21 protein-coding genes and 1 pseudogene are annotated in these 22,753 nt (G+C 66.0%); 8 read left to right on the plus strand and 14 right to left on the minus strand.

The window, feature by feature from the left end; all coding sequences use genetic code 11:
- Positions 1-73 precede the first annotated feature (73 nt).
- The 10 genes from ELS24_RS18065 to ELS24_RS18110 all read right to left on the minus strand — a co-directional run bounded on the left by ELS24_RS18065 (position 74) and on the right by ELS24_RS18110 (position 10,490).
- Complete coding sequence (locus tag ELS24_RS18065) at positions 74-745, minus strand: 3-oxoacid CoA-transferase subunit B (protein WP_050445336.1); 672 nt, start codon at positions 743-745, stop codon at positions 74-76.
- Positions 735-1,427 (minus strand): 3-oxoacid CoA-transferase subunit A, encoded by a 693-nt coding sequence (locus ELS24_RS18070; protein ID WP_050445335.1) that lies wholly within the window; start codon positions 1,425-1,427, stop codon positions 735-737. The genes ELS24_RS18065 and ELS24_RS18070 overlap by 11 nt, the downstream gene beginning before the upstream one ends.
- A gap of 35 nt (positions 1,428-1,462) precedes the next feature.
- Positions 1,463-2,635: a thiolase gene (locus ELS24_RS18075; RefSeq protein WP_127186385.1), complete on the minus strand. Its 1,173-nt coding sequence runs from the start codon at positions 2,633-2,635 to the stop codon at positions 1,463-1,465.
- Positions 2,635-3,033, minus strand: coding sequence for a Zn-ribbon domain-containing OB-fold protein (locus ELS24_RS18080; RefSeq protein ID WP_127184938.1), 399 nt, complete (start codon positions 3,031-3,033; stop codon positions 2,635-2,637). Before ELS24_RS18080 ends, ELS24_RS18075 begins: the two co-directional genes overlap by 1 nt.
- 55 nt (positions 3,034-3,088) lie before the next feature.
- Positions 3,089-5,176, minus strand: a complete 2,088-nt coding sequence (locus tag ELS24_RS18085; RefSeq protein ID WP_127184939.1) for a 3-hydroxyacyl-CoA dehydrogenase NAD-binding domain-containing protein — start codon at positions 5,174-5,176, stop codon at positions 3,089-3,091.
- A gap of 7 nt (positions 5,177-5,183) precedes the next feature.
- Complete coding sequence (locus tag ELS24_RS18090) at positions 5,184-5,396, minus strand: acetyl-CoA carboxylase biotin carboxyl carrier protein subunit (protein ID WP_127184940.1); 213 nt, start codon at positions 5,394-5,396, stop codon at positions 5,184-5,186.
- A gap of 66 nt (positions 5,397-5,462) precedes the next feature.
- Entirely contained in the window at positions 5,463-6,827 is a 1,365-nt protein-coding gene (locus tag ELS24_RS18095; protein WP_127184941.1) for an acetyl-CoA carboxylase biotin carboxylase subunit, read from the minus strand.
- Positions 6,828-6,847: 20 nt separating this feature from the next.
- Positions 6,848-8,395 (minus strand): acyl-CoA carboxylase subunit beta, encoded by a 1,548-nt coding sequence (locus tag ELS24_RS18100; RefSeq protein WP_127184942.1) that lies wholly within the window; start codon positions 8,393-8,395, stop codon positions 6,848-6,850.
- A 61-nt stretch (positions 8,396-8,456) separates the two neighbouring features.
- A complete protein-coding gene (locus tag ELS24_RS18105; protein ID WP_127184943.1) occupies positions 8,457-9,437 on the minus strand; it encodes a Bug family tripartite tricarboxylate transporter substrate binding protein in 981 nt (326 codons plus the stop codon).
- An 84-nt stretch (positions 9,438-9,521) separates the two neighbouring features.
- Positions 9,522-10,490: a Bug family tripartite tricarboxylate transporter substrate binding protein gene (locus ELS24_RS18110; protein ID WP_127184944.1), complete on the minus strand. Its 969-nt coding sequence runs from the start codon at positions 10,488-10,490 to the stop codon at positions 9,522-9,524.
- A 170-nt stretch (positions 10,491-10,660) separates the two neighbouring features.
- Between ELS24_RS18110 and ELS24_RS18115 the strand changes: the two genes are divergently transcribed.
- The 3 genes from ELS24_RS18115 to ELS24_RS18125 all read left to right on the plus strand — a co-directional run bounded on the left by ELS24_RS18115 (position 10,661) and on the right by ELS24_RS18125 (position 13,827).
- Entirely contained in the window at positions 10,661-12,115 is a 1,455-nt protein-coding gene (locus ELS24_RS18115; protein ID WP_127184945.1) for an aldehyde dehydrogenase, read from the plus strand.
- An 81-nt stretch (positions 12,116-12,196) separates the two neighbouring features.
- Complete coding sequence (locus tag ELS24_RS18120) at positions 12,197-13,093, plus strand: NAD(P)-dependent oxidoreductase (RefSeq protein ID WP_127184946.1); 897 nt, start codon at positions 12,197-12,199, stop codon at positions 13,091-13,093.
- A 17-nt stretch (positions 13,094-13,110) separates the two neighbouring features.
- Entirely contained in the window at positions 13,111-13,827 is a 717-nt protein-coding gene (locus ELS24_RS18125) for an IclR family transcriptional regulator (protein ID WP_050445326.1), read from the plus strand.
- 15 nt (positions 13,828-13,842) lie between these two features.
- Here the strand turns inward: ELS24_RS18125 and ELS24_RS18130 are convergent, their stop codons facing one another.
- Positions 13,843-14,748 (minus strand): LysR substrate-binding domain-containing protein, encoded by a 906-nt coding sequence (locus ELS24_RS18130; protein ID WP_127184947.1) that lies wholly within the window; start codon positions 14,746-14,748, stop codon positions 13,843-13,845.
- A 103-nt stretch (positions 14,749-14,851) separates the two neighbouring features.
- Between ELS24_RS18130 and ELS24_RS18135 the strand changes: the two genes are divergently transcribed.
- Genes ELS24_RS18135 through ELS24_RS18145 form a run of 3 tightly spaced genes read left to right on the plus strand, consistent with a single transcriptional unit; the run spans position 14,852 to position 17,282 of the window.
- Positions 14,852-15,835, plus strand: coding sequence for a Bug family tripartite tricarboxylate transporter substrate binding protein (locus ELS24_RS18135; RefSeq protein ID WP_127184948.1), 984 nt, complete (start codon positions 14,852-14,854; stop codon positions 15,833-15,835).
- Positions 15,836-15,861: 26 nt separating this feature from the next.
- A complete protein-coding gene (locus ELS24_RS18140) occupies positions 15,862-16,584 on the plus strand; it encodes a PIG-L deacetylase family protein (protein WP_127184949.1) in 723 nt (240 codons plus the stop codon).
- Positions 16,581-17,282 (plus strand): 4-carboxy-4-hydroxy-2-oxoadipate aldolase/oxaloacetate decarboxylase, encoded by a 702-nt coding sequence (locus ELS24_RS18145; RefSeq protein WP_127184950.1) that lies wholly within the window; start codon positions 16,581-16,583, stop codon positions 17,280-17,282. Before ELS24_RS18140 ends, ELS24_RS18145 begins: the two co-directional genes overlap by 4 nt.
- 84 nt (positions 17,283-17,366) lie before the next feature.
- On the opposite strand, the gene ELS24_RS18150 is transcribed toward ELS24_RS18145, so the two are convergent.
- Positions 17,367-18,629 (minus strand): alpha/beta hydrolase, encoded by a 1,263-nt coding sequence (locus ELS24_RS18150; protein WP_164741267.1) that lies wholly within the window; start codon positions 18,627-18,629, stop codon positions 17,367-17,369.
- Between the two features lie 218 nt (positions 18,630-18,847).
- On the opposite strand from ELS24_RS18150, the gene thiM reads away from it, so the two are divergent.
- Together thiM and ELS24_RS18160 are read left to right on the plus strand one after the other, a co-directional pair.
- Entirely contained in the window at positions 18,848-19,669 is an 822-nt protein-coding gene (gene thiM, locus ELS24_RS18155; RefSeq protein ID WP_127184951.1) for a hydroxyethylthiazole kinase, read from the plus strand.
- A 125-nt stretch (positions 19,670-19,794) separates the two neighbouring features.
- A complete protein-coding gene (locus ELS24_RS18160) occupies positions 19,795-21,012 on the plus strand; it encodes an MFS transporter (RefSeq protein ID WP_127184952.1) in 1,218 nt (405 codons plus the stop codon).
- A gap of 14 nt (positions 21,013-21,026) precedes the next feature.
- Here ELS24_RS18160 and ELS24_RS18165 read toward each other — a convergent pair whose 3' ends face one another.
- Positions 21,027-21,785 (minus strand): ABC transporter ATP-binding protein, encoded by a 759-nt coding sequence (locus ELS24_RS18165; protein WP_127184953.1) that lies wholly within the window; start codon positions 21,783-21,785, stop codon positions 21,027-21,029.
- A pseudogene (locus tag ELS24_RS18170) lies at positions 21,782-22,668 on the minus strand (iron chelate uptake ABC transporter family permease subunit). The gene ELS24_RS18165 and the pseudogene ELS24_RS18170 overlap by 4 nt, the downstream one beginning before the upstream one ends.
- Positions 22,669-22,753: the final 85 nt, after the last annotated feature.

The raw sequence follows: 22,753 nt of genomic DNA on the forward strand, positions 1-22,753 counted from the left end.
TTATTCTTTCTATAAGAACATTCTAAGGATCGAAATATCCCCGTGTCAACACGGGGAAAGTACGAGCCGAACCTTATTGCGGCGCCAACACCCGGCAGTCGTCAGCGAGCGTCAGCGGGCAGTCCGTCAGGGCTTGCAAGGTGTCGAAGCGCAGCCCCGCCACCATTGCAATCACCCGCATGGCATCCGGCAGCACGTCGATGATGGCCAGGTCCGAATAGATGCGGTCCACCACGCCCGCGCCGGTCAGCGGGTAGGTGCATTCGCGCACGATCTTGGGCTGGCCGTCCTTGGTGACGTGCTCCATCGTGATGTACACCTGGCGCGCACCGGCCACCAGGTCCATCGCACCGCCAACCGCCGGTATCGTGCCCGGCGCGCCGGTGTCCCAGTTGGCCAGATCGCCACGCGCCGACACCTGGAATGCGCCCAGCACCGTCAGGTCCAGATGGCCGCCGCGCATCATGGCAAACGACACTACGTGGTCCGTGATGGACGCGCCCGGCAACAAGGTCACTGCTTCCTTGCTGGCATTGATCAGGTCCAGGTCCAGCGGCGCGTCGGGGTCGCCCGGCCCCATGCCGACTATGCCGTTTTCGGTATGCAGGATCACATCGCGGTCGGCCGGCAGAAAGGCCGACACCAAGGTCGGAATGCCGATGCCCAGATTGACGTAGGCGCCGTCCGGAATGTCGGCCGCGACCAGCCGCGCGATCTGCCGCCGGTTGAGCTTTTCATATTCCATGCTTGTCTCCCACCTGCACCACTCGCTTGACGAATATGCCCGGTGTCATGACGTGTTCGGGCGGGATGCCGCCCAGTTCCACGATGCTGTCCACTTGCGCCACCGTGGTGGTGGCGGCCATGCACATGACGGGCGCGAAGTTGCGGCCGGCGTAGCGGTACACCAGGTTGCCCCAGCGGTCCGCCGTGCGCGCCTTGACGAACGCGAAGTCACCCTTCAGCGGCGACTCCAGCACGTAACCCACGCCGTCGATCACGCGGGTTTCCTTGCCGTGGGCAAGCGGTGTGCCGTAGGCGGTGGGTGTGAAGAACGGCCCCAGGCCCGCGCCGGCCGCGCGCATGCGCTCGGCCATCGTGCCCTGCGGCACGCATTCCAGTTCGATCTTGCCGGCGCGATAGGCCTCGGCGAAGGCGGCGGCGTTGGGGTTCTTGCGGTCGGACGAGCGCGCAAACGAGCAGATCATCTTGCGCACCCGGCCGGCCTGCACCAACTGGCTAAGGCCACGCTCGCCGTTGCCGGCGTTGTTGTTGACGATGGTGAGATCGCGCGCGCCTTGCTGCAGCAGCGCGCACACCAGTTCGGTGGGCACGCCCGACGCGCCAAAGCCGCCGATCAGGATGACCGCGCCGTCCTGCACGTCCGCCACCGCGGCGGCCAGCGTATCGAATGTTTTATCCAGCATGGAATTCCTTTTTTCTGGATGGGAAAGCGGCCCGCTCAGCGCGTGGACGGGCCGCCCAGAATGGCGGTGGACTGGCTGGACAAGGTGCCGCCGTTGCCATGCACCAGCGCAATGTCGGCGCCCGGCACCTGGCGTTCTCCCGCCTGCGCGCGCAGTTGGCGCACGGCCTCGATCACCAGAAAGATGCCGTACATGCCGGGATGCACGCAGGACAAACCGCCGCCATTGGTGTTCACCGGCAGCCGGCCTCCCGGCGCGATGCCGCCGCCATGCACATAGGCCCCGCCCTCGCCTTTCTTGCAGAATCCCAGGTCTTCCAGAAACAGCAGCGTGTTGATGGTGAAGGCGTCGTAGAGCTCCGCCACGTCCACGTCCGCCACGCTCAGGCCGGCCATGGCCAGCGCGCGCTTGCCCGATTCGGCCGCCGCCGTCACGGTCAGGTCTTCCATGGACGAGATCTGTCGATTCCACACCGCCGTGGCGCTGCCCAGCACGTAGACAGGCGGCTGCCGTAGTTGGCGGGCGCGGTCGGCACGCACCATCACGTAGGCGCCACCACCGTCGCTGACCAGGCAGCAGTCGCGCACCGTCAGTGGGTCCGACACGGGCCGCGAGCGCAGTACGTCGTCAATCGACAGGGGTTCGCGCATTGCGGCTTCGGGGTTCAGGGCCGCCCAGGCGCGCGCGGCCACGGCCACTTCGGCCAGTTGCTCGCGCGTGGTGCCGTACTGGTGCATGTGGCGGGCGGCCGCCAAAGCGTAAGACGTGACCGGCTGCAAGGGCGTATACGGATGTTCGAATGGCTGCGGGTCCAGCAAAGTGCGTGCCTTGACGCCTTCCTTGCGGCCGAAGGTGGCTGTCTTCTGCGTGCTGCCATAGCAGACCAGCACCGCATTGCATTGCCCGGACACCAGCGCCATCACTGATGGCAACAGGTGCGAGACGAAGCTAGAACCGCCCAGCATGCTGGCTTCGATGTAGCGTGGGCGCAGGCCCAGGTATTCGGCAACCGGCATGCTCCACATCGTGGCGGACGAACTACATGTGGCCAGGCCGTCGATATCCCGCATGGTCAAGCCGGCGTCGGCAACCGCGCGCGACGCGGCCTGCGCCAACACTTCCATCTCGGTATAGCCGTGCGCTTCGCCCAGGCCCGCATGCCCGACCCCAGCAATGGCGACCTGCCCGCGCATTGATTCCAGCGACATCATGCGGCCTCCACGGCGTCGAACACCACCAGTGCCTGGACCGCGTCGCGCAGCACCCGCGCCTTGACCGGCATGCCGATCCGCAGCCGATCCAACGCCACGCCGTCCACCCGACTCATCATTCGCACGCCTTCGTCCAGGTCGATCAGCGCCACGTTGTAGTCGCCGCCCGCCTCGGGCTTGCGCCGCACGATGCTGAAGGAATAGACCGTGCCGGTGCCGGCCGGGTCCGCCCACGTCAGATCCGTCGCGCCGCAGTGCATGCATAGCGTGCGCGGATAGAACTGATGCCGGCCGCAAGCCGGGCAGTGTTGAATCTGGAAGCGGCCCTCGGCCAGGGCGGCAAAGTACTGTTCCTGCGGCCCCCGCGCCGTGGCGCCGGCCTGTTCCGTATGCATTGCTGTCTCCTCGATTTTTATCAGGACGCCGCGCCCGATGCGCGGCCCCTCTGCTTTACAGGTCCGCGAAGCGCTTGCCTTCGGCCACCAGCCGTTCCAGCAGCGGCGCGGGTTGCCAGAGTTCGCCGTGTGCTTCATGAAAACGCCGGATGGTGGCCAGCACGGCCGGCAAGCCTTGCTCATCCGCGTAGAACAAGGGCCCGCCCCGATACGCCGGAAACCCGTAGCCGTTGACATAGATCACGTCGATGTCGGACGCGCGGCGGGCAATACCCTCTTCCAGAATGCGCGCGCCCTCGTTGACCAGCGCATACATCGTGCGCTGCACGATTTCATCGTCGCTGATCTCGCGGCGGGCAATGCCGTCCTGGCGGGCGCATTGCTCAATCAACGCCAGCACCTGCGGGTCTTCCAGCGGTTCGCGGCTACCCGCTACGTAGCGGTAAAAGCCGCTGCCCGTCTTCTGGCCAAAGCGCCCTTGTTCGCACAGGCTGTCGGCCACGCGCGAATAGCGCAGGTGCGCGGGCCGCGTGGGCGCCATGCGCTTGCGAAACGCCCAACTGATATCCAGGCCCGCCATGTCCGCCATGCGCAAGGGGCCCATGGCCAGACCGAAACGTTGCAGCGCGCCATCCACCTGCGACGGCGACGCGCCTTCCTCCAACAAAAAGTGCGCTTCGCGCGTGTAGGGGCTGACCATGCGGTTGCCCACGAAGCCATCGCATACGCCCACCAGCACCGGCAGCTTGCCCATTGCGCGCGCCAACCGGAACACGGCGGCGATGACGTTGCCGTCCGTGTCGCGGCCTTGCACCACTTCCAGCAAGCGCATGACGTTTGCCGGGCTGAAGAAATGCATGCCCAGCACCTGCGCCGGCCGGCGGGTGAAGCCGGCAATCTGGTCGATGTCCAGGCGCGACGTGTTCGACGCCAGGATGGCCTGGGGTTTGCAGATGGCGTCCAGCGCGGTGAAGATCTGGCGCTTGACGTCCATGTCCTCGAAGGCGGCCTCGATCACCAGATCGGCGTCGCGCAGATCATTCATGTCCAGGCTCGTGCGGATGCACGCCTGACGGGCTTCCACTTGCGCCGCCGTCAGCTTGCCCTTGGCCGCTGTCGCCGCGTAGTTCTTGCGGATGGCTGCCCAGCCGCGCTCCAGGGCTTGCGCGTTGCGTTCAACCAGCACCACGGCAAGGCCGGCATTGGCCAGGCTCATCGCAATGCCGCCGCCCATCGTGCCCGCGCCCACCACGCCTACCGTGGCGATTGGGCTTCGAGCCTTCCATCCCTCGGGCAGTTTGACGGCGGCGCGTTCGGCAAAGAACAGGTGACGCTGGGCCTTGGACTGGCTGCCGTTGACCAATTCCAGGAAGCGTTCGCGCTCAACCGCCAAGCCGTCTTGCAGCGTGGTCTTGGCGGCGGCTTCCACGCAGTCCACGCAGGCCAGCGGCGCCACGCAACCGCGATAACGGCGGGCAGCCTCTTTGCGGGCGCGGTCGTACACACTCGCGTCCGCCGGCGCCGCCACCTTGCGCGCACCGACGTTGCGGCCAGCCAGCGGCGCATCGGCATGCGCCAGCGCATAGGCGGCGGCGCGTTGCGGCAGATCGTCGGCAAACACCTCGTCAAGCAGGCCCCAGTCCAAGGCGGTGGCCGTGTCAATGGCATCGCCTTGTGCAATCATCGTCAGCGCGCGCTCGACACCTATGATCCGGGGCAGGCGCTGCGTGCCGCCCGCGCCTGGCAGCACGCCCAGCTTCACTTCGGGCAGGCCCAACGACGCGCCGCCCAGCGCCACGCGGTAGTGGCACCCCAGCGCCAGCTCCAGCCCGCCACCCAGGGCCGCGCCGTGTATCGCCGCAGTCACCGGCTTGGATGCCCCCTCGATCAGCGCGATCACTGAACGCAGCGTCGGTTCACGCGTGGACATAGGCGTATTGAATTCGCGGATCTCCGCGCCGCAGCAGAAGAAGGCCCCATCACCCACCAGCACCAGCGCCTGCACGCTTTCATCCGCAAGCGCCGCTTGAATCGCCGCGTGCAGTTCAGCGCGCAGGGCCGCGCTCAAGCTGTTGACCGGGGGGTTGCGCAAACGCAGCAGCGCCACGCGGCCCGACTCTGTCCGTTCTGTGTGGATCAGCATGGCGGCCTCACTCCAGCTCAACCACAATCTGGCCTTCGTCCACTTCGTCGCCCTCGCCCACCAGCACGCGCGCCACGATGCCGCCGCGTTCGGCCTCGACGGGAATTTCCATCTTCATCGACTCCACCTTGATCACGCTATCGCCTGCTTCGACACGCTGGCCGTTGCGCACGCTGACGGCCACCACACGGCCCACCACGGGCGTTTCCACTTTGAACATCGTCTTCTCCTTGGATGCCGGGGCTTGAACCCCTGATGCTTAGCTTGCTTGGGTTTCTTGGCTTGATCAGGCCGCCTGCGCCGCTGCGCGCGGCGTTTCCAGAATGCGGCTCACCATGCCAGTGCAGACCTCGCCCGCGCGAAACGCCGGGTCGTCCAGCACCTGCAGCATGAATGGAATGTTGGTCTTGACGCCTTCGATGCGGAACTGCGCCAGGGCGTGTTTCAACAGCGCCACGGCCTCGTCCCGAGTGGCCGCATGCGCGATCACTTTGGCCAGCATGGGGTCGTAGTGGCTGGACACGCGGCAACCTTCGGCGTAGCCCGTTTCCACGCGCACGCCGCGCAGGTCGGGCGGGGAAAACGCCCGCAGTACGCCCGGTGACGGCAGAAAACGCACGGGGTCTTCCGCATACACACGCGCTTCCAGCGCATGCCCCCGCAAGGGCGGCACCTGTGGCAGCACGCTTTCCATATGCTCGCCCGCCGCCAACCGCAACTGCGCGGCCACGATGTCGACGCCGGTCACCGCTTCCGTCACGGCATGCTCGACCTGCAAGCGGGTATTGATTTCCAGGAAGGAAAAGCCAGACTCCGGCGTGTACAGCATTTCAACGGTGCCGATCACGTCATAGCCCAGGCCGGCCAACATACCTTCCAGCCGGGTCGCCATGTCTTGCACGGCGGCACGATCCAGCCCTGGCGCGGGCGCTTCTTCCAGCACTTTTTGATGACGGCGCTGGGTCGAACAATCGCGTTCGTACAGACAACGAACCTGCCCGTGTCGGTCAGCCAGAAACTGGAATTCAATATGCCTTGGGTTGCTCAGCAGCTTTTCCAGGTACAGGTCCGATCCACCAAAGCTGCGCTCTGCGATCAGCCGCGCCCGCGCCCATTCGGCGTCGACATCCTGCGGGCCGTGCAGGGGAATCATGCCGATGCCGCCGCCGCCCGAGGCCGGCTTGATCAAGACCGGATAACCCAGTGCTTGCGCGGCCTGGCGCACCGCATCCAGGTCAGCGCCCAGCACCGCGCTGCTGGGCGCCATCGGCATGCCCAGCGCGGCCATGGCGTCGCGCGCCTGCGTTTTGTGCCCCAGCATCCGGATCCAGCGCGGCGACGGCCCCACAAAGACCATGCCCGCCTGTTCCACGGCCTGGGCAAAGTCCGCGTTCTCGGACAGGAATCCATAGCCCGGATGCAGCGCGTCCGCGCCGGTCTCGCGCGCCACGCGCAGCAAGGTGTCACGGTTCAGATAGCTTTGCGCGGCGGGCGCGGGGCCGATCGCCACCGCCGCGTCTGCTTCACGCAGATAAGGAAGATCGCGGTCCGCCTCGGAATACACGGCAACCGATTCCAGGCCCAGCGCGCGCAGCGCCCGGATGACACGCCGGGCAACCGCGCCCCGGTTGGCAATAATGACTCGTTTCATCTTGCGCTCCCGATGCGGTGTCATGGCCGATAGCCAAAGGCGCGCGGGCCGGGTTCGCGCAAGGGCATCACCACTTCCACGAACTCTTCCAGCACCTTGCGCGTGGTGGCGGGGTCGATGATGTCTTCCACGACAAAGGCTTCGGCGCTGCGAAATGGCGAGGTCAGGCCGCGCACGCGGGCTTCGATCTCGCGCATCTTGGCCTCCGGGTCTGACGCCGCTTCGATCTCGGCTTTGTAGGCCACCTCCAGCCCGCCCTCCACCGGCAAAGACCCCCACTGAGCTGATGGCCAGGCATAGCGGAAATTGAAGCGGCCCGCGCTTTGATGGCCGCCCGCCGCCACGCCAAAGGCTTTCCGCACGATGATGGAGCACCAGGGCACGGTGGACTGCGCCACGGCGGTCAAGGCGCGCACGCCGTAACGCATGGCGCCGGCCTTCTCGGCATTCAGGCCAATTTGGAAACCCGGCACGTCCACCAGGTTCACGACAGGCAGGTGGAACGTTTCGGCCAGGTCCAGCAGGCGCGTGAACTTCTCGGCGGCGGGGCCGTCCCAGCCGCCGCCGTAGTGATAGGGGTCGCTGGCGAATACCGCCACCGGCCAGCCATCGATACGCGCCAGGCCCGCGATCACCGCCCTGCCCCAGCGCTTGCCGATTTCCATGAACGATCCCTCGTCCATCAAGGCCGATACGATGGGCCGCATCTTGTAGACGGCGCGCGGATCGCTGGGGATGGCGTTGCGCAGCCAGTCCTGGTCGCCGGCAGCGCTGCCGGGGCTTGCCGCGCGCGGCGGCAACTCATGCACCGAGCGTGGCAGATACGACAGGAAGCGGCGCGCCATGGCGAAGGCGTCCGCTTCCGAATCGGCTTCATCATCCACCACGCCATTGCGGGTATGGATGTCGCTGCCGCCCAGTTCATTCTTTTCCAGGTTCTGGCCGATGCGCGCCACGACCGGCGGCCCGGCGATGAATAGCTGCGAGGTCTCGCGCACCATCACGGCGTAATGGCTGGCGGCCACGCGCGCCGCGCCCAGGCCCGCCACCGAGCCCAAGGCCAGCGACACCACCGGCACGGTGGCCAGATTTTGCGCCATCAGGGGCCACATGCGCAGCTTGGGCAACAAGGTGTGGCCCTTGATTTCGATATTGCGCACCGACCCGCCGCCGCCCGTGCCGTCCACCAATCGCAACAGCGGCAGGCGCAGATCATGCGCCATGCGTTCGGCCTCGACCAGCTTGTCGCCCACCGCGCCGTCGTTGGCGCCACCACGCACAGTGAAATCATCGGCGGCCACCACCACCGGCCGCCCTTCCACCTTGGCTCGGCCGATCAGCAGATTGGACGGCGTCAGGTCGGTCAGGCGTCCTTCGGAGTCGTACTCGCCGCTGCCCGTCAGCGCGCCCACTTCGCGAAACGAGTCCGCATCGACCATGGTGGCGATACGTTCGCGCACCGGCAGCTTGCCGCCTTCCCGATGCCGGCGCACCTTGGCCTCGCCGCCCATGCGCGCCGCCAACTCCTTGCGCAACGCCAGTTCTTGCAGTTCTTTATCCCAGGACACCTTGTGCTCCTCCCTGCCTGTTGCGATGGCGGCATGCGCCGCCGGTTCAGTCGATGCCGAATCAATCAATCTTGATGTTGGCGCGCTTGATCAGCGCTTCGTTCTGCTTGAGCTCGTCGGCGATCTTCTGCCGGAAAGCCTGCGGAGACTGCGTGGACGGATTGCCCTGCGCCGCCAGCCGCGCGCGCACGGCGGGGTCCTTGGCCACCGCCGCGATCTCGCGGTTCAAGCGGTCCACCACGTCGGGCGGCGTGCCGGCCGGCGCAAAGATGCCCACCCAGAACGAGATGTCGAAATCCGGATAGCCCAGCTCGGCCACGGCGGGCACGTCCGGCAGGTCGTGCCAGCGCTTGGCGGTGGACACGGCCAGCGCGCGCAGCTTGCCGGCCTTGATGAGCGGCACGCCCGACAAGGTGTCGAAACCGAAGTCGACTTCCTTGGACAGCAAGCCTGCCTCCATCGGCGCCGCGCCCCGGTACGGCACATGCAGCATCTGCACATCGGACATGGCGGCAAGCTGCGCGCCGGCCAGATGCATCAGGTTGCCGTTGCCGGCCGAGCCATAGCTGATGGTGTTGGGCTTGCTCTTGGCTAGCGCAACCAGCGACTTGACGTCGGTCACGCCCGCCACGCGCGGGTTCTCGGCGTTGATGGTCAGGATGAAGGGCACCGACACCACGGTCGTTACCGGTGCGAAATCCTTCAAGGGGTCGTATTGCAGATCCTTGTAGAGCAAGGGGTTGACGGTGATGGAACTGGAATTGCTGACCAGGATGGTGTAGCCGTCCGGCTTGGCCTGCGCCACGGCGCGCGCGGCGATCATGCCGTTGGCGCCGGTCTTGTTGTCCACCACGAACGACTGCCCCATGCGGGTGGACAGCGCGTCACCGACGATGCGCGCCACGGTGTCGATGGTGCTGCCGGGGCTGAAGCCCACAACGAACTTCACTGGGGCATTGGGATAGTCCGCGGCGCTTGCCGCAATCGGCGCGGCCGTGGATAACGCGATCGCACCTGCTGCCAGCCATGTTGAAACGGTCATGATGTGTCTCCTCCGAGGTTGCCTGATGCCGTGCCCCGCGCTACGTCGGCGCGGGGCTACGGACGCTTGCGTGCGCGGTTGCGCTTACTGCTGGGCGACGGCGCCAGACGCCTTGACGGCCTGGCCCCACTTCTTCTGTTCCTGCGCCATGAACGTGGCGAACGCCTGCGGTGTGCTGTTCACCACGTCGCCACCCATGGCCTCGATGCGCGTTTGCATGGCGGGCGTGGCGACGATCTTGGATACGTCTTCATAGATGCGTTGCGCCTGGGCCTGCGGCAGCGATGCCGGCGCCAACAGGCCGAACCAGGTGGCCGCCTCGAAGCCGGGCATGCCGGCTTCCGCGAGGGTCGGCACGTCGCGCAGCGCCTGCACCCGCTTGCCGTTGGCAACGGCAAGCGCCCGCAGCTTGCCGGATTCGATCAAGGGCAAGGCCGACGTGATCGTGGCCAGCATCATCTGCACCTGCCCGCCCGCCAGGTCCGTGAAGGCCGGTGCATCGCCTCGGTACGGCACGTGCGTGATGCGCGATTGCGTGGCGATCTTGAACAGTTCACCGCTAAGGTGCTGCGCCGTGCCATTGCCGGGCGATGCGAAGTTGACCGACGCGCTGTTCTCTTTCAGGTACGCCAGAAATTCGGGCAGCGTCTTGACCGGAATATCGGGGTTGACCACCAGCACCAGCGGCACCTTGGTCACCAAGGTGATGGGCCTGAAGTCGTTGACGGGGTCGTAGTTCAGTTTGCTGTACAGGTGGCCGCTGATGGTATGGGCGGACGTGGTCATGAAGAGCGTGTAGCCATCGCCCTTGGCGCGCGCTACCGAACTGGCGCCGATGGTGGTGCCCGCGCCCGCGCGGTTTTCCACGATGACGCTCTGGCCCCAGGCCTGCGTGAGTTTTTCCGCCACGGCGCGCGCCACCACGTCGGTGGCCCCGCCCGCGGGGTACGGCACCACCATCGTCACGGGTTTGGACGGATAGGAATCGGCGACTGCCGTTCCCGCGAACAGCGTCGTGGCACATGCCAGGGCGCACAACCAATTGCGTTGCATCGAGAGGTCTCCTCTTGTCATCGAATGACGGTTTGTATATTCTTATCGTTCCAGTAGACAGAACGCTTATTCTATTTTATATTTTTTCGCACGAAGCCTGTCAACGAATAAATGCATCCGGACGGCGCACGGCCGGTCCGGAATTTCCATCAAGAGAGGAACAACCCGTCATGTCCGAATCCTCGGAAACCCTTAAATCCATGCTGATTGGCGGTGAATGGATCGCCCAGGGCGATGCCGCATTCGCGTCGGTCAACCCGGCCAACGGCGCCCACAACTACCTGATCAGCGCGGCCTCCGATGCACAGGTGGACCAGGCCGTGGAAGCGGCCTGGCAAGCCCAGCGCCAGCCCGCCTGGCGCGACATGCTGCCGCACCAGCGCGCGGCGATCCTGCGCCGCATTGCCGACGGCATGGAACAACACGCGGACCTGCTGGCGCGTTTGCAGATGATTGAAAACGGCAAGGTCTGGGCCGAATGCAAGACGCAGGTGGCCAGCGCCGCGGCCACCTTCCGCTACTACGCGGGCGTGTGCGAAACCTTGGGCGCTGAAGTCACGCCAGCGCGCGGCAACTACCTGTCCATGACGCACTACGACCCGTATGGCGTGGTGGTGGCGATCACGCCGTGGAACTCACCGCTGACGATGGAAGCGCAGAAGGTGGCGCCCGCGCTGGCGGCCGGCAACGCCGTCATCCTCAAACCTTCCGAAGTGACGTCCTCGCCCGCGCTGGCGCTGGGCCGCATCGCCCTGGAAGCGGGCTTGCCGCCGGGCATTCTCAACGTGGTCACGGGCCTGGGGTCCACGGTGGGCCGCCGCCTGGTCGAACATCCCGGCGTGCGCATGGTGTCCTTCACGGGCGGCACCGCCAGCGGCCGGGCCATTGCCCACGCCGCCGCCGAAAAGCTGATGCCGGTGGCGCTGGAGCTGGGCGGCAAGTCGCCGCACATCGTGTTTGATGACGCCGATCAAGACGCCGCGATAGCCGGCGTGATCGGCGGCATTTTTGAAGGCAGCGGGCAGTCTTGCGTGGCGGGTTCGCGCTTGTATGTTCATCGGAGCATCGCGGAATCCTTTATCGCAAAACTGGTGGCGCGCGCGGGTCAGCTGAAGGTGGACCTGCCCGATGCCGCTGGCGCGCAGATGGGTCCGATCGCATCATTTGCCCATCGCGAAAAGATCGAAGGCATGGTCGACGCCGCCAAGCGCGATGGCGCAGAAGTGCTGCTGGGCGGACAGCGACCGGACGGCGCCGCGCTTGAAGCCGGCGCGTTCTACCGCCCCACCATCCTGGGCGGACTGGCGCGCGACGCGCACGTGGTGCGCGAAGAAATCTTTGGCCCCGTGCTGTGCGCGCTGACCTTCGACGACGAAGACGATCTGGTCGAGCAGGCCAACGACAGCGTCTACGGTCTGGCCTCCGGCATCTGGACGGCGGACTACCGCCGCGCCTGGCGCGTGGCCAAGCGCCTGGAAGCAGGCAGCGTCTGGATCAACACCTACAAGCAGCTTTCCATTTCCACGCCTTTCGGCGGCTTCAAGCAAAGCGGCATTGGCCGCGAAAAAGGCGTGAGCGGGCTGCGCCTGTACCAGCAATCCAAGGGCATCTACTTCGGCATGTAGGCCGAGCCGAATTTCGCTTTCTTTCTTCATTTTTCTTTCAGGGCCGCGACGACGGCCTCCCCTTCTTCGGAGACTATCCACATGTCTGAATTTCAACGAGCCGGCTTCATCGGCCTGGGCGTCATGGGCGAACCCATCTGCCGCAACCTGGCCACCAAGGGCGGGCTGCCCGTGCTGGGCTGCGATACCGACCCCGCGCCCTTGCAGCGCCTGGCTTCGCATGGCGTGGTAGCCGCGACCACCACGCAGATCATGCGCGAATGCGACGTGGTGTTCCTGTCGTTGCCATCCGGCGAAATCGTGGCGCAGCTTGCGCGCGCGGCGGATGGTTTGCTGGCCCATGCGCGCCAGGGCCAATTGATCGTGGACCTGAGCACCTCGCCGGTGGACGTCACGCGCGAACTCGCCGCCGAATTCGCGGCCAAGGGTGCCACCTTCATGGACGGCCCTGTCGCGCGCACACGTGCCGCCGCCGAAGCCGGCACGCTGTCCGTCATGATCGGCGGCGACGAGGCGACCTTTGCGCGCATCAAGCCGCTGGTATCCACGTTCGCCAACGAGATCACCTATTGCGGCCCGGTGGGCAGTGGCCAGGTCGTGAAGATCCTGAACAACATGGTGTTGTTCGAGACCGTGGTGGCGCTGTCGGAAGCGCGCGCCATTGCACGCCGTTCGGGGGTGGATCCGCAGGTATTGCTGGAGACCTTCACACGCGGTTCGGCCGATAGCTTCGCGTTGCGCAACCACGGCTTAAAGGCTATTCTGCCCGGTGAATTTCCCGAAAAAGCCTTCCCCGTGGACTATGCCCGCAAAGACCTGCGCTACGCGCTGGCACTGGCGGAACAGACCGGCGTAGAGGCACTGGGCGCCCGCAACGTAGACCACTGGTTTGACGCCGCGATGGCCCAGGGCCATGGCAACCGCTATTTCCCGGTCATCAGCCGGGTCATTGATCCGGACCCGGGAACCACCGCCTAATCATCCCTATCATTCCAATGAGCCGTACCCCTACTCAGGACAATTCCAGTGACGGCGTCGCCGCCGTCGAACGCGCCCTGACGATCGTCGGCGCCGTGGCCGAACGCACCGAGCCCATCACGCTTGCCGACCTTTCCCGAGCCACGGGGTTTTACAAGAGCACGCTCTTGCGGCTCATCGCCTCGCTTGAAAAAGCAGCCCTGGTGGTGCGCCGCGCCGACGGCCGTTATTCATTGGGGCCTTACGCCCACCACCTGGGACGCGCCTACGAAGCCACCTACCGGCTGACGGAAACCATTCTGCCGCTGCTGCAAGGCCTGGTCGACAAGGGCACGGAAAGCGCGTCGTTCCACGTCTATCACGACGCGCATTCCCGCGTGTGCGTGCTGCGCGTCGATTCGCACCATTCCACCCTGGACCGCATTCGCGTGGGCGATTTGCTGCCGCTGGACAAGGGCGCCGCCGGCAAGCTGCTGACGGCCTATCTGGTCGAAGGCAAGTCGCCCGCCGAAGTGGGCCTGATGCTGACATCCATGGGCGAACGCGACCCGAACTGCGCCGCCGTGGCCAGCCCGGTGTTCGGGCCGGACGGCGACATCTGCGGAGCCATCTCGTTGTCGGGTCCCAAGGAACGCTACTCGCCCGCCGCCGTCAAGAAGATGGCCAAGCTGGTGCAGGAAGCCGCGGCCGACGCCACACGGTCCCTGGGCGGACGCTGGCCGTCAGCAAAATAAAAAGCAGCGCAGTCCCTACACCGCCGTCCCCGCGTTTGGCCTGACCACGTCCACAAACCGTTGCAGCAACGGGGCGGCGTCATCGCGCCGGTACGCCAGCAGCAGGCGGCTGGTGGCGTCGGGCGTATCCAGGCTGCGATACACCACGCCGGGAATGCCGGTGCGCGCATAGGTGTCGGGCAGCACCGAAATGCCCATGCCGGCCGCCACCAGGCCGACGATCGTTGCGCCTTCACGAGCCTCTTGCATCAGGCGCGGCGCAAAGCCCGCGCGGCTGGCCAGCACCATCACGTGTTCGAACAAACCGCAGCCCAGGCCACGCGGAAACAGGATGAAGGGCTCGTCGGCCAGCGCCGCCATCGGCAAGGGGCTTTGCGTGGCGGCCAGCGCATGCCAAGCGGGCAGCACCGCCACCAGACGGTCGGTCCACAAGTCCAGCGTCTGGATGTTGGGCGGCGGGCAAAACAGCAGCGACGGGCGCAAGAAGCCCACGTCGATGCTCTTGTCGGCCAAGGCTTGAAGCTGCTGCCCGGTGGACATATGGATCAGGTCGGCGCGGGCGGCGGGATGGCTGCTGCGAAACGTCTGCACCACGCGCGGGAACGCTTCGGCCATGGGCACCGAGGCCGTGAACGCAATGCGCATTTCACCGGCCTCGCCTTGAGAAGCCAGCCGCACCACTTCGGCGGCACGGTCCAGATTACCCAGCGCGCGGCGCGCCTGTTCCAGGAACAAGGCCCCCGCCGTGGTCAGGGCGACGTTGCGTTTATCGCGTTCCAATAGCACCGCGCCCAATTCGGTTTCCAGGGCCTTGATCTGCAGGCTCAGCGGCGGTTGGCTTACATGCAAGCGCCGCGCGGCGGCGCTGAAGCTCAGCTCCTCGGCCACGGCAACAAAATAGCGAAGTTGGCGGAAGTCCAATTTATTTGAAAACCAAATAAGTCGTTGGTGGAAAAAGTATTGGACGATATTAGTCGCGCCCAAGCACCATGTCGACACGAGAACAAGCACACAGGAGACATTGATGCAGAAGACTTACCTCGCCCGTTTTGGCGTAACGCTGGGTTTGGTTGCCGGGCTGGCGGCGCCATTGGGCGCGTATGCCGCCGACACCTATCCCGACAAGCCGATACGCATCGTGGTGCCGTATGCGGCGGGCGGAGGCGTGGACATCGTGACGCGGCTGATCACGCAGAAAATGTCCGAAGAACTCAAGCAGCCGGTCATCGTGGACAACCGCCCCGGGGCCGCCACCAACATCGGCATGGAACACGTGGCGCGCGCCGAGCCGGACGGCTACACCTTGCTGACTGCGTCGAACACGCTGGCCAGCAATGCCGCCCTGTTCCCGAAACTGAACTTCAATCCCGCCAAGGACTTCGCCCCCATCGGCGCCATCGGCTTCGCGCCGTTGGTCGTGGTGGTGCGCAGCGACGCCAGCGCCAAGACCTTGAAGGACCTGGTGGCGCAAGGCCGCGCCAATCCCGACAAGCTGACCTATGGCTCGGCGGGCAACGGCAGCTCGGGCCACCTGGGTAGCGAACTGCTCAAGTCAGAGGGCGGCTTCAAGGCGCTGCACATTCCGTACAAGGGCGGCTCGCCCGCCGTCACCGACCTGTTGGGCGGCCGGCTGTCCTTCATGTCGATCAATCCGCTGGAAGTGGCCTCGCACGTCAAGGCCGGCAAGCTGCGCGCCCTGGCCGTGCTGAACCCGCATCCGGCCAAACTGCTGCCGGATGTGCCCACCGCCGCATCGCAAGGCCTGTCGGGCGCGGATGCCACCGTGTGGTGGGGCTTGGTCGGCCCGGCCGGCATGCCCGAGCCCGTGGTGAACCGTTTGAACAAGGCATTGCAGGCCGCGTTGGCCGACCCGGCCTTCCAGCAACGCATGAGCGAAATCGGCGCCGAAGTCACGCCGGGCAGCGCCGCGGACTTTGGCCGCTTCGTGGCCGATGAATCGGTGAAGTGGACCAAGGTGATCCGCGCAGCCGGCATCAGCGCGGACTGAACAGTCTTTATTTTCAGGAAGAAAGCATGAGCAGCACAACTCAAAACGGCCTGATCGTCAGCGCCCATTCGGCGGACTTCGTCTGGCGCGCGGGCGGCGCCATTGCGCTGTATGCGCAGCGCGGCTTCAACATGACCGTGGTGTGCCTGTCGTTTGGCGAACGCGGCGAATCGGCCAAGCTCTGGCGCGAGCCAGGCATGACGCTGGAAAAGGTCAAGGCGGCGCGGTGCGAAGAAGCCACGCGCGCCGCCTCGATACTGGGCGCGTCGGTGCGCTTTCTGGATTGCGGCGATTACCCGCTGCGCGTCAGCGACGACGCCTTGTTCCAGTTGGCCGACATCTATCGTGAACTGCGGCCGGCCTTCGTGCTGACGCATTCGCTGAAAGACCCCTACAACTTCGACCACCCGCTGGCGACCCATGTGGCGCAGGAAGCGCGCATCATCGCCCAGGCGCACGGGCATCAACCGGGCCAGCCCGTGCTGGGTGCGCCGCCCGTGTTTCTGTTCGAGCCGCATCAGCCCGAGCAATGCGAGTGGAAGCCCGAGGTGCTGCTGGACATTTCATCGGTGTGGGACGTAAAGCGCCGCGCGTTTGAGACCATGGCCGCGCAGGAACACTTATGGGAGTACTACACCCGCGTGGCCTTGCAGCGCGGCGTGCAGGCATCGCGCAATTCAGACCTGAAGATCACGCATGCCGAGGGCTATCAGCGGATATTCCCGCAAGTGACGGGAGCCTTCGCATGAGCGCGCGCGCCATCGCCGTTCGGAACATTGCCCGCGCCGAGCCCGCCGTGATCGATCGCCTGCAAGCGGCCGGCGTGTCCACCGTGCATGAAGCTCAGGGCCGTTCGGGTTTGTTGCAGCCTTATCTGCGTCCCGTCTGGCGCGGCGCGGCGATTGCGGGCAGCGCCGTCACCGTGTTGGCCCAGCCCGGTGATAACTGGATGCTGCACGTGGCGGTGGAGCTGTGCCAACCCGGCGACGTGCTGGTCGTGGCCTGCACCACCGAGAATCACGACGGCATGTTTGGCGAACTGCTGGCCACGTCCTGCGCCGCGCGCGGCGTGCGCGGGCTGGTCATCGATGCCGGCTGCCGCGACGTGATGGCCTTGGAAGCCATGCGCTTTCCGGTCTGGTCGCGCGCGGTCTCCGCCAAGGGCACCGTGAAGGCCACGCCGGGCAGCGTCAACGTGCCGGTGGTGTGCGCCGGCGCGCTGGTGCGGCCGGGCGACATCATCGTGGCGGATCAAGATGGCGTGGTGGTGGTGGAACGCCAGCGCGCCGCGTCAGTGGCGGATGCCAGCGAGGCGCGGCTGAAGAAAGAAGACGCCACGCGCGCCAGGCTGGCCGCGGGTGAGCTGGGCCTGGACATCTACGGCATGCGCGACAAGCTGCGCGCGGCGGGGCTGGTGTATGTGGATGGGCCGGATCAGGTCGAATAGCGGGGACGCCCCGGCCGCCAGAGCCGGGGGGGGTTACAGCGGAAGACACACCCGGGAGTCACACCGGGGAGTCACACCCGGAAATCACATCGCGTCAAACCAGGATTTCCATTGAGGCACGGCGTGCGCGTACGTGCCTCGGTGCGTGGTGGCGCCGGTTGAAATCGCTTCCACCTTGGCGTTGCCCGCCCCCATCGCGTGCTGGTAGGTGGCCGCCAACTGACCCAGGCCCGTGCTGATGGCTTCGTCTGTATCGCCGTAGTAATTGCGTACGGGCGTCTGGATCACCCAACGATATGACTGCGCCTGCGCCACCAGCCGGCCATAGGCGGATGCGGCGAAGAACTTCGGGTTGAAATACTCGGCCTTGATCAGCTTGCGCACATCGGTCGGCACGTCGGCGGCGTTGAACGGTTCACGCGCATAAGCCTTGCGCGACACCTCGTAATACGCCGGGTTGATCAGCGAACGCGCCAGGCCCGGTTCGCCGTAGTAGTTCTCGAACGAGAACGACGACAGGATGAACAGGCTGGTCACCCAGGTGGCGTCATTGGGGCGCGGGAACTGCAAGAACCCGTTCAGCGCCACGAACACATCAACCGGCGCGCTGGCCGTGGCGGTGGCCTGCACCGCCACGCCGGCCGCTTCCAGTTTTTCCAGAAAGGCCATCGTCACGAAACCGCCCTGCGACCAACCCGCCAGGAACAGCTTGTTGCTGCTGCGTTTCAGGTCGGCCAGCACGGCGCGGGCGGCAAGCAGCATGTCGTAGCTGGCTTGTTGATGGCTGCCCTTGACCATGTAGCCCTCGGGTTCGGTCGAGTCGCCCAGCCCGAAGTAATCAGCGCCGATCACCGCGTAGCCCTGCCCCGCGAATTGGGCAATCATCAGCTGCGTTTCTGGCGACTGTTCGGGGTACGAGGGCACCTCGTGTTTGCCGTACACCGTGCCATGCTGGTAGGACACCATCGGCAATGCGGTCTGGGCCGTGTCCGGCACGGCGACGAGGCCGGTGGCCACCGTCGGCAGGTTGCCGCGTTCAGGGATGACCGACGCGTAGCTGACGCGGTACAGATTCACCGCGTTACGCGCGGGCGTATAAGTGGCGCGCGTGCCGGCGAAATTCGGCGTGTCGGTTTGCAGGATGCGGTTGAGGCGTTCGGTGTCCCAGCGCGCAAGGAATTCGTAGCGCACGCCCGAGGCCAGCACGGCGCCTTCAGTGACCTGCGCCTTGGCCCCAGGCTCGGTCGCCTGCGCGGGCCCGCCCCAACCGCTTGCCAGGGCAAGCCCCACCGTCATGCAAAGGCTTGCCGCCAAACCACTGGCTCGGCTGCGTAAGACATGGCCCATTTGAATCACCCCTTGGTGCTATCGACCTGACGCGCAAAGATGGCGCGCCGCACTTACTTCGTTTTTCGAGGCGCGATTGTACTGTGGGCGCCCTTGGAAAATGAGGGCTGATCCGATCGGTCATGTGCAGCTTTGCTTGACAGCTTTGCTTGACAGCCCTCCTTGCGGCGCAAGAACATACGCCGATCTATCGAAACGCGTTGCAAGGACCTTCTGGCATGGCTGAATCCCCGAACGACACCGCCCCCCTGGCGCGGACGTGCCAAAGCCTGTACGCCACGCTGCGGCAAGACGCGCCGCTGGTGCAATGCCTGACCAATTTCGTGTCCATGAACATCGTGGCCAACGTACTGCTGGCGATGGGTGCGTCGCCCGCGATGGTGCACGCCACCGACGAAGCGCCGGAATTCGCGCGCATGGCCGGCGCGGTGGTCATCAACATCGGCACCCTGTCCACGCCGTGGCTGGAAAGCATGCTGCTGACCGCCGCGGCCGCGCGGCAGGCTGGCATTCCCTGGGTGCTGGACCCCGTGGCCCATCACGCCACCGCCTTTCGGCGCGACGCCGTGCGGCAATTGCTGGCCTTGCAGCCGAGCATCGTGCGCGGTAACGCATCCGAGATCATTGCGTTGGCGGGTGGCCAAAGCGCCGGCAAGGGCGTGGACGCGCGTGACGCCGTGGCGCAGGCGGAACAATCGGCCCGCGACATTGCCCTCGCGCATCGCACCGTGGTGGCCGTAACCGGCGAAACCGATTACGTCACCGATGGCAAGCGATCGGTGCGCATTACCGGCGGGTGTGCGCTGATGCCCCGCGTGACCGCCACCGGCTGCGCGCTGACGGCCCTGGTCGGCGCTTTTGCAGCGGTATCCAAAGACGATCCGTACACGGCGGCGGTTGCCGCCCTGTCCTGCTTTGCCATCGCCGGGCGGCGCGCGGGTGAACTGGCCGACGGCCCGGGCTCATTCGCCTGGCGTTTCCTGGATGCGCTGGCGGCCCTGGAAGCCGACTGCCTGACACGGGAATCGCCGCTGCGCTGAATTCGGGTTGCGGCAGGCATGGGGATGTCACCCATCTGGCCGCCGACATCTTGATGACAGCTTGGGCTGCTTACAATAGCGCTGTTGCGTCGCAACATTCCTCGAATCACCCCTAGCCCTCCCCCATGTCTCACCCTGTTTCCCCGCAGCACCGGCCCGCGCTGGTGCTGCTTGCCCTTGCTGTCGGCAGCTTCGCCATCGGAACCACCGAGTTCGCCACGATGAGCCTGCTGCCCTATTTTTCGCAGTCGCTGGGCATCGACGCGCCCACGGCCGGCCACGTCATCAGCGCCTATGCGCTGGGCGTGGTGGTCGGCGCGCCGATCCTGGCCGTGCTGGGCGCGAAGATGCCGCGCCGCCGCCTGCTGATCGCCCTGATGGGGCTGTTCGCCGTGGGCAACGGCCTGAGCGCCATCGCGCCCGACTATCACTGGATGCTGTTCTTCCGCTTTCTTAGCGGGCTGCCCCACGGCGCGTACTTCGGCATTGCGTCGCTGGTGGCCAGTTCGCTGGTGCCGGCCAACCGCCGCACCATGGCCGTGGGCCGCGTGTTCCTGGGCCTGACGGTCGCCACCATCATCGGCGTGCCCATGGCCAACTGGCTGGGCCAGGTGGTCGGCTGGCGCTGGAGCTTCGGCCTGGTATCGCTATTGGCGGTGCTGACCATGATCAGCGTGGCCGTTTACGCCCCCGACACGCCCGCCGACCGCAAGGCCAGCCCGCTGCGCGAACTAAGCGCGCTGGGCCGAGGCCAGGTCTGGATCACGCTGGCGATCGGCGCGGTGGGTTTTGGTGGTTTGTTCTCGGTGTACACGTACCTGGCCGACACGCTTACCGCCGTTACGCAAGTTGCGCCCAGCACCGTGCCCTTCGTGCTCAGCGCGTTTGGCGTGGGGCTGACGGTGGGCAACATGGTGGTGCCGATCTTCGCGGACCGCGCCGTGATGCGCACGGCGGGCTTGCTGCTGGTGTGGTCGGCTGTCGTGCTGGCGTTGTTTCCCCTGATGGCGCACAACGTCTGGCTGATCACGCTGAACGTCTTCCTGGTAGGCGTGGGCGGCGCGCTGGGCACCGTGCTGCAAACCCGCTTGATGGATGTGGCGGGTGATGCCCAGGGCTTGGCCGCCGCGCTGAACCATTCCGCCTTCAACACCGCCAATGCGCTGGGCCCTCTTCTGGGCGGCCTGGCGATTGCCGCTGGCTACGGCTGGACGTCCACCGGCTGGGTGGGCAGCCTGCTGGCCCTGGGCAGCATGCCCTTGTGGCTGTGGGCCGTGATGCTGGAGCGGCGCCACCGCGCCGCGCGCCAGGCTCAACTGGTCGCCAGCACGGAATCGGCATAACAGGCCAGGCCCCGCTAACGGTAATACACGCAGATGCGCTTGCCGCCGATGTCATGCACATCGATCGGCAGTTCATACAACGGGCTCAGCACCTCGGGCCGGATCAGTTCCGCCGGGGTGCCCTGGTGGGCCACGCGGCCCTGGCGCATCGCCACGATGCGGTCCGCATAGCTGGACGCAAAATTGATGTCGTGCAGCACCAGCACCACGGTCTTGCCCAGCTCGTCCGCCGCGCGGCGCAAGGTGCCCATCATGGCCACCGCGTGCTTCATGTCCAGGCTGTTCAAGGGCTCGTCCAGCAACACGTAGCGCGTGTCCTGGCACAGCACCATCGCCACAAAGGCGCGCTGGCGCTGCCCGCCCGACATCTCGTCCAGGTAGCGGTCCGCCAGCGGTTCCAGGTTCAGGTACGCAAGCGCGCGGTCGATGTGGGCCTTGTCGTCCAGCGTCAGCCGGCCGCCCGTGTGCGGATAGCGGCCGAACGCCACCAGGTCCCTGACGGTCAGGCGCAGCGGCAGGTGGTTGTCTTGCCGCAGGATGGCCAGGCGACGCGCCAGCTCGCGGCTGTCCGCGCGGGTCACGTCCAGCCCGTCCACCCGGATCTGTCCGGCGGACACGGGCAGCAGGCGGCTCACCATGGAAAGCAAGGTGGACTTGCCCGCGCCGTTGGGGCCGATGATGGCGGTTATGCCCTGGGCCGGCAGTTGCAGGGTGACGTCATCCACCACCACGCTATCGCCGTATTGCTTGCTGACTTCTGCGATGTCTATCATCGGCGCCCCTTGCGCAAGATCAGGGCAAGGAACATCACCCCCCGCCCACGAATTCAATGACCACGCTGACGGTGGTGTTCAAGCCCAGCACTCGCTCCAGCAAGGTCTGGCCACCCACCAGGAAGATGACGCCCAACAGCGTCGCGGCGGGCACCGTGTATTTGTGTTTGTCGGAGCCCATGGCCTGGTAGGCCAGGTTGCTGACCAACAGGCCGAAGAACGTCACCGGCCCGACCAGCGCCGTGGATACCGACACCAGCACCGCTATCGCCGCCAGCGTCAGCATCAGGCAGCGGCGATAGTCCACGCCCAGGTTCACGGCAATGTCGCGCCCCAGCGCAAGCACGTCGTAGCGATGGCGCAAGCGCCACACCACCAGCGTCGCCACGCAGACGGCGGCCAGCGCAATCGGCAAGAGCGACACGCGCACCGTGTTGAAGCTGGCGAACATGCGGTCTTGCAGCACCAGGAACTCGTTGGGGTCGATCAGGCGCACCACAAAATTGGACAGGCTGCGAAACAGCAGCCCGAAGACTATGCCCACCAGCATCATCAGATGCAGGCTGCGCACCGCATCCGAAAACAGCCAGCGAAACAGCAGGCAGGCAAACGCCGTCATCGCGCAGACTTCCAGCAGAAACGCGGCCACGGGATGCTCGGCGGCCACGGCGGCCTGGCCGAAGCCGAACACCACCACCGCCTGGATCAACAGGTACAGCGCGTCAAAGCCCATGATGGCGGGCGTCAGGATGCGGTTGTGCGTGACGGTCTGGAACAACACCGACGACACCGCCACCGCATACGCCACCAGCAGCATCGCAAGCAGCTTGCCGCCACGAAACGGAATCACGAACGACCACTGACCGTTGGCGCCCAAGGTCATGAACGCGATCACGCAAAGCAGCGCGGCGGCGGCCAGCCACTGCAGGCGCGCGGGTTGCGGCGGGCGCGGCACGGCGCGGGTAGCG

The sequence above is a fragment of the Achromobacter spanius genome (assembly GCF_003994415.1).
Classification (GTDB): domain Bacteria; phylum Pseudomonadota; class Gammaproteobacteria; order Burkholderiales; family Burkholderiaceae_B; genus Achromobacter; species Achromobacter spanius_C.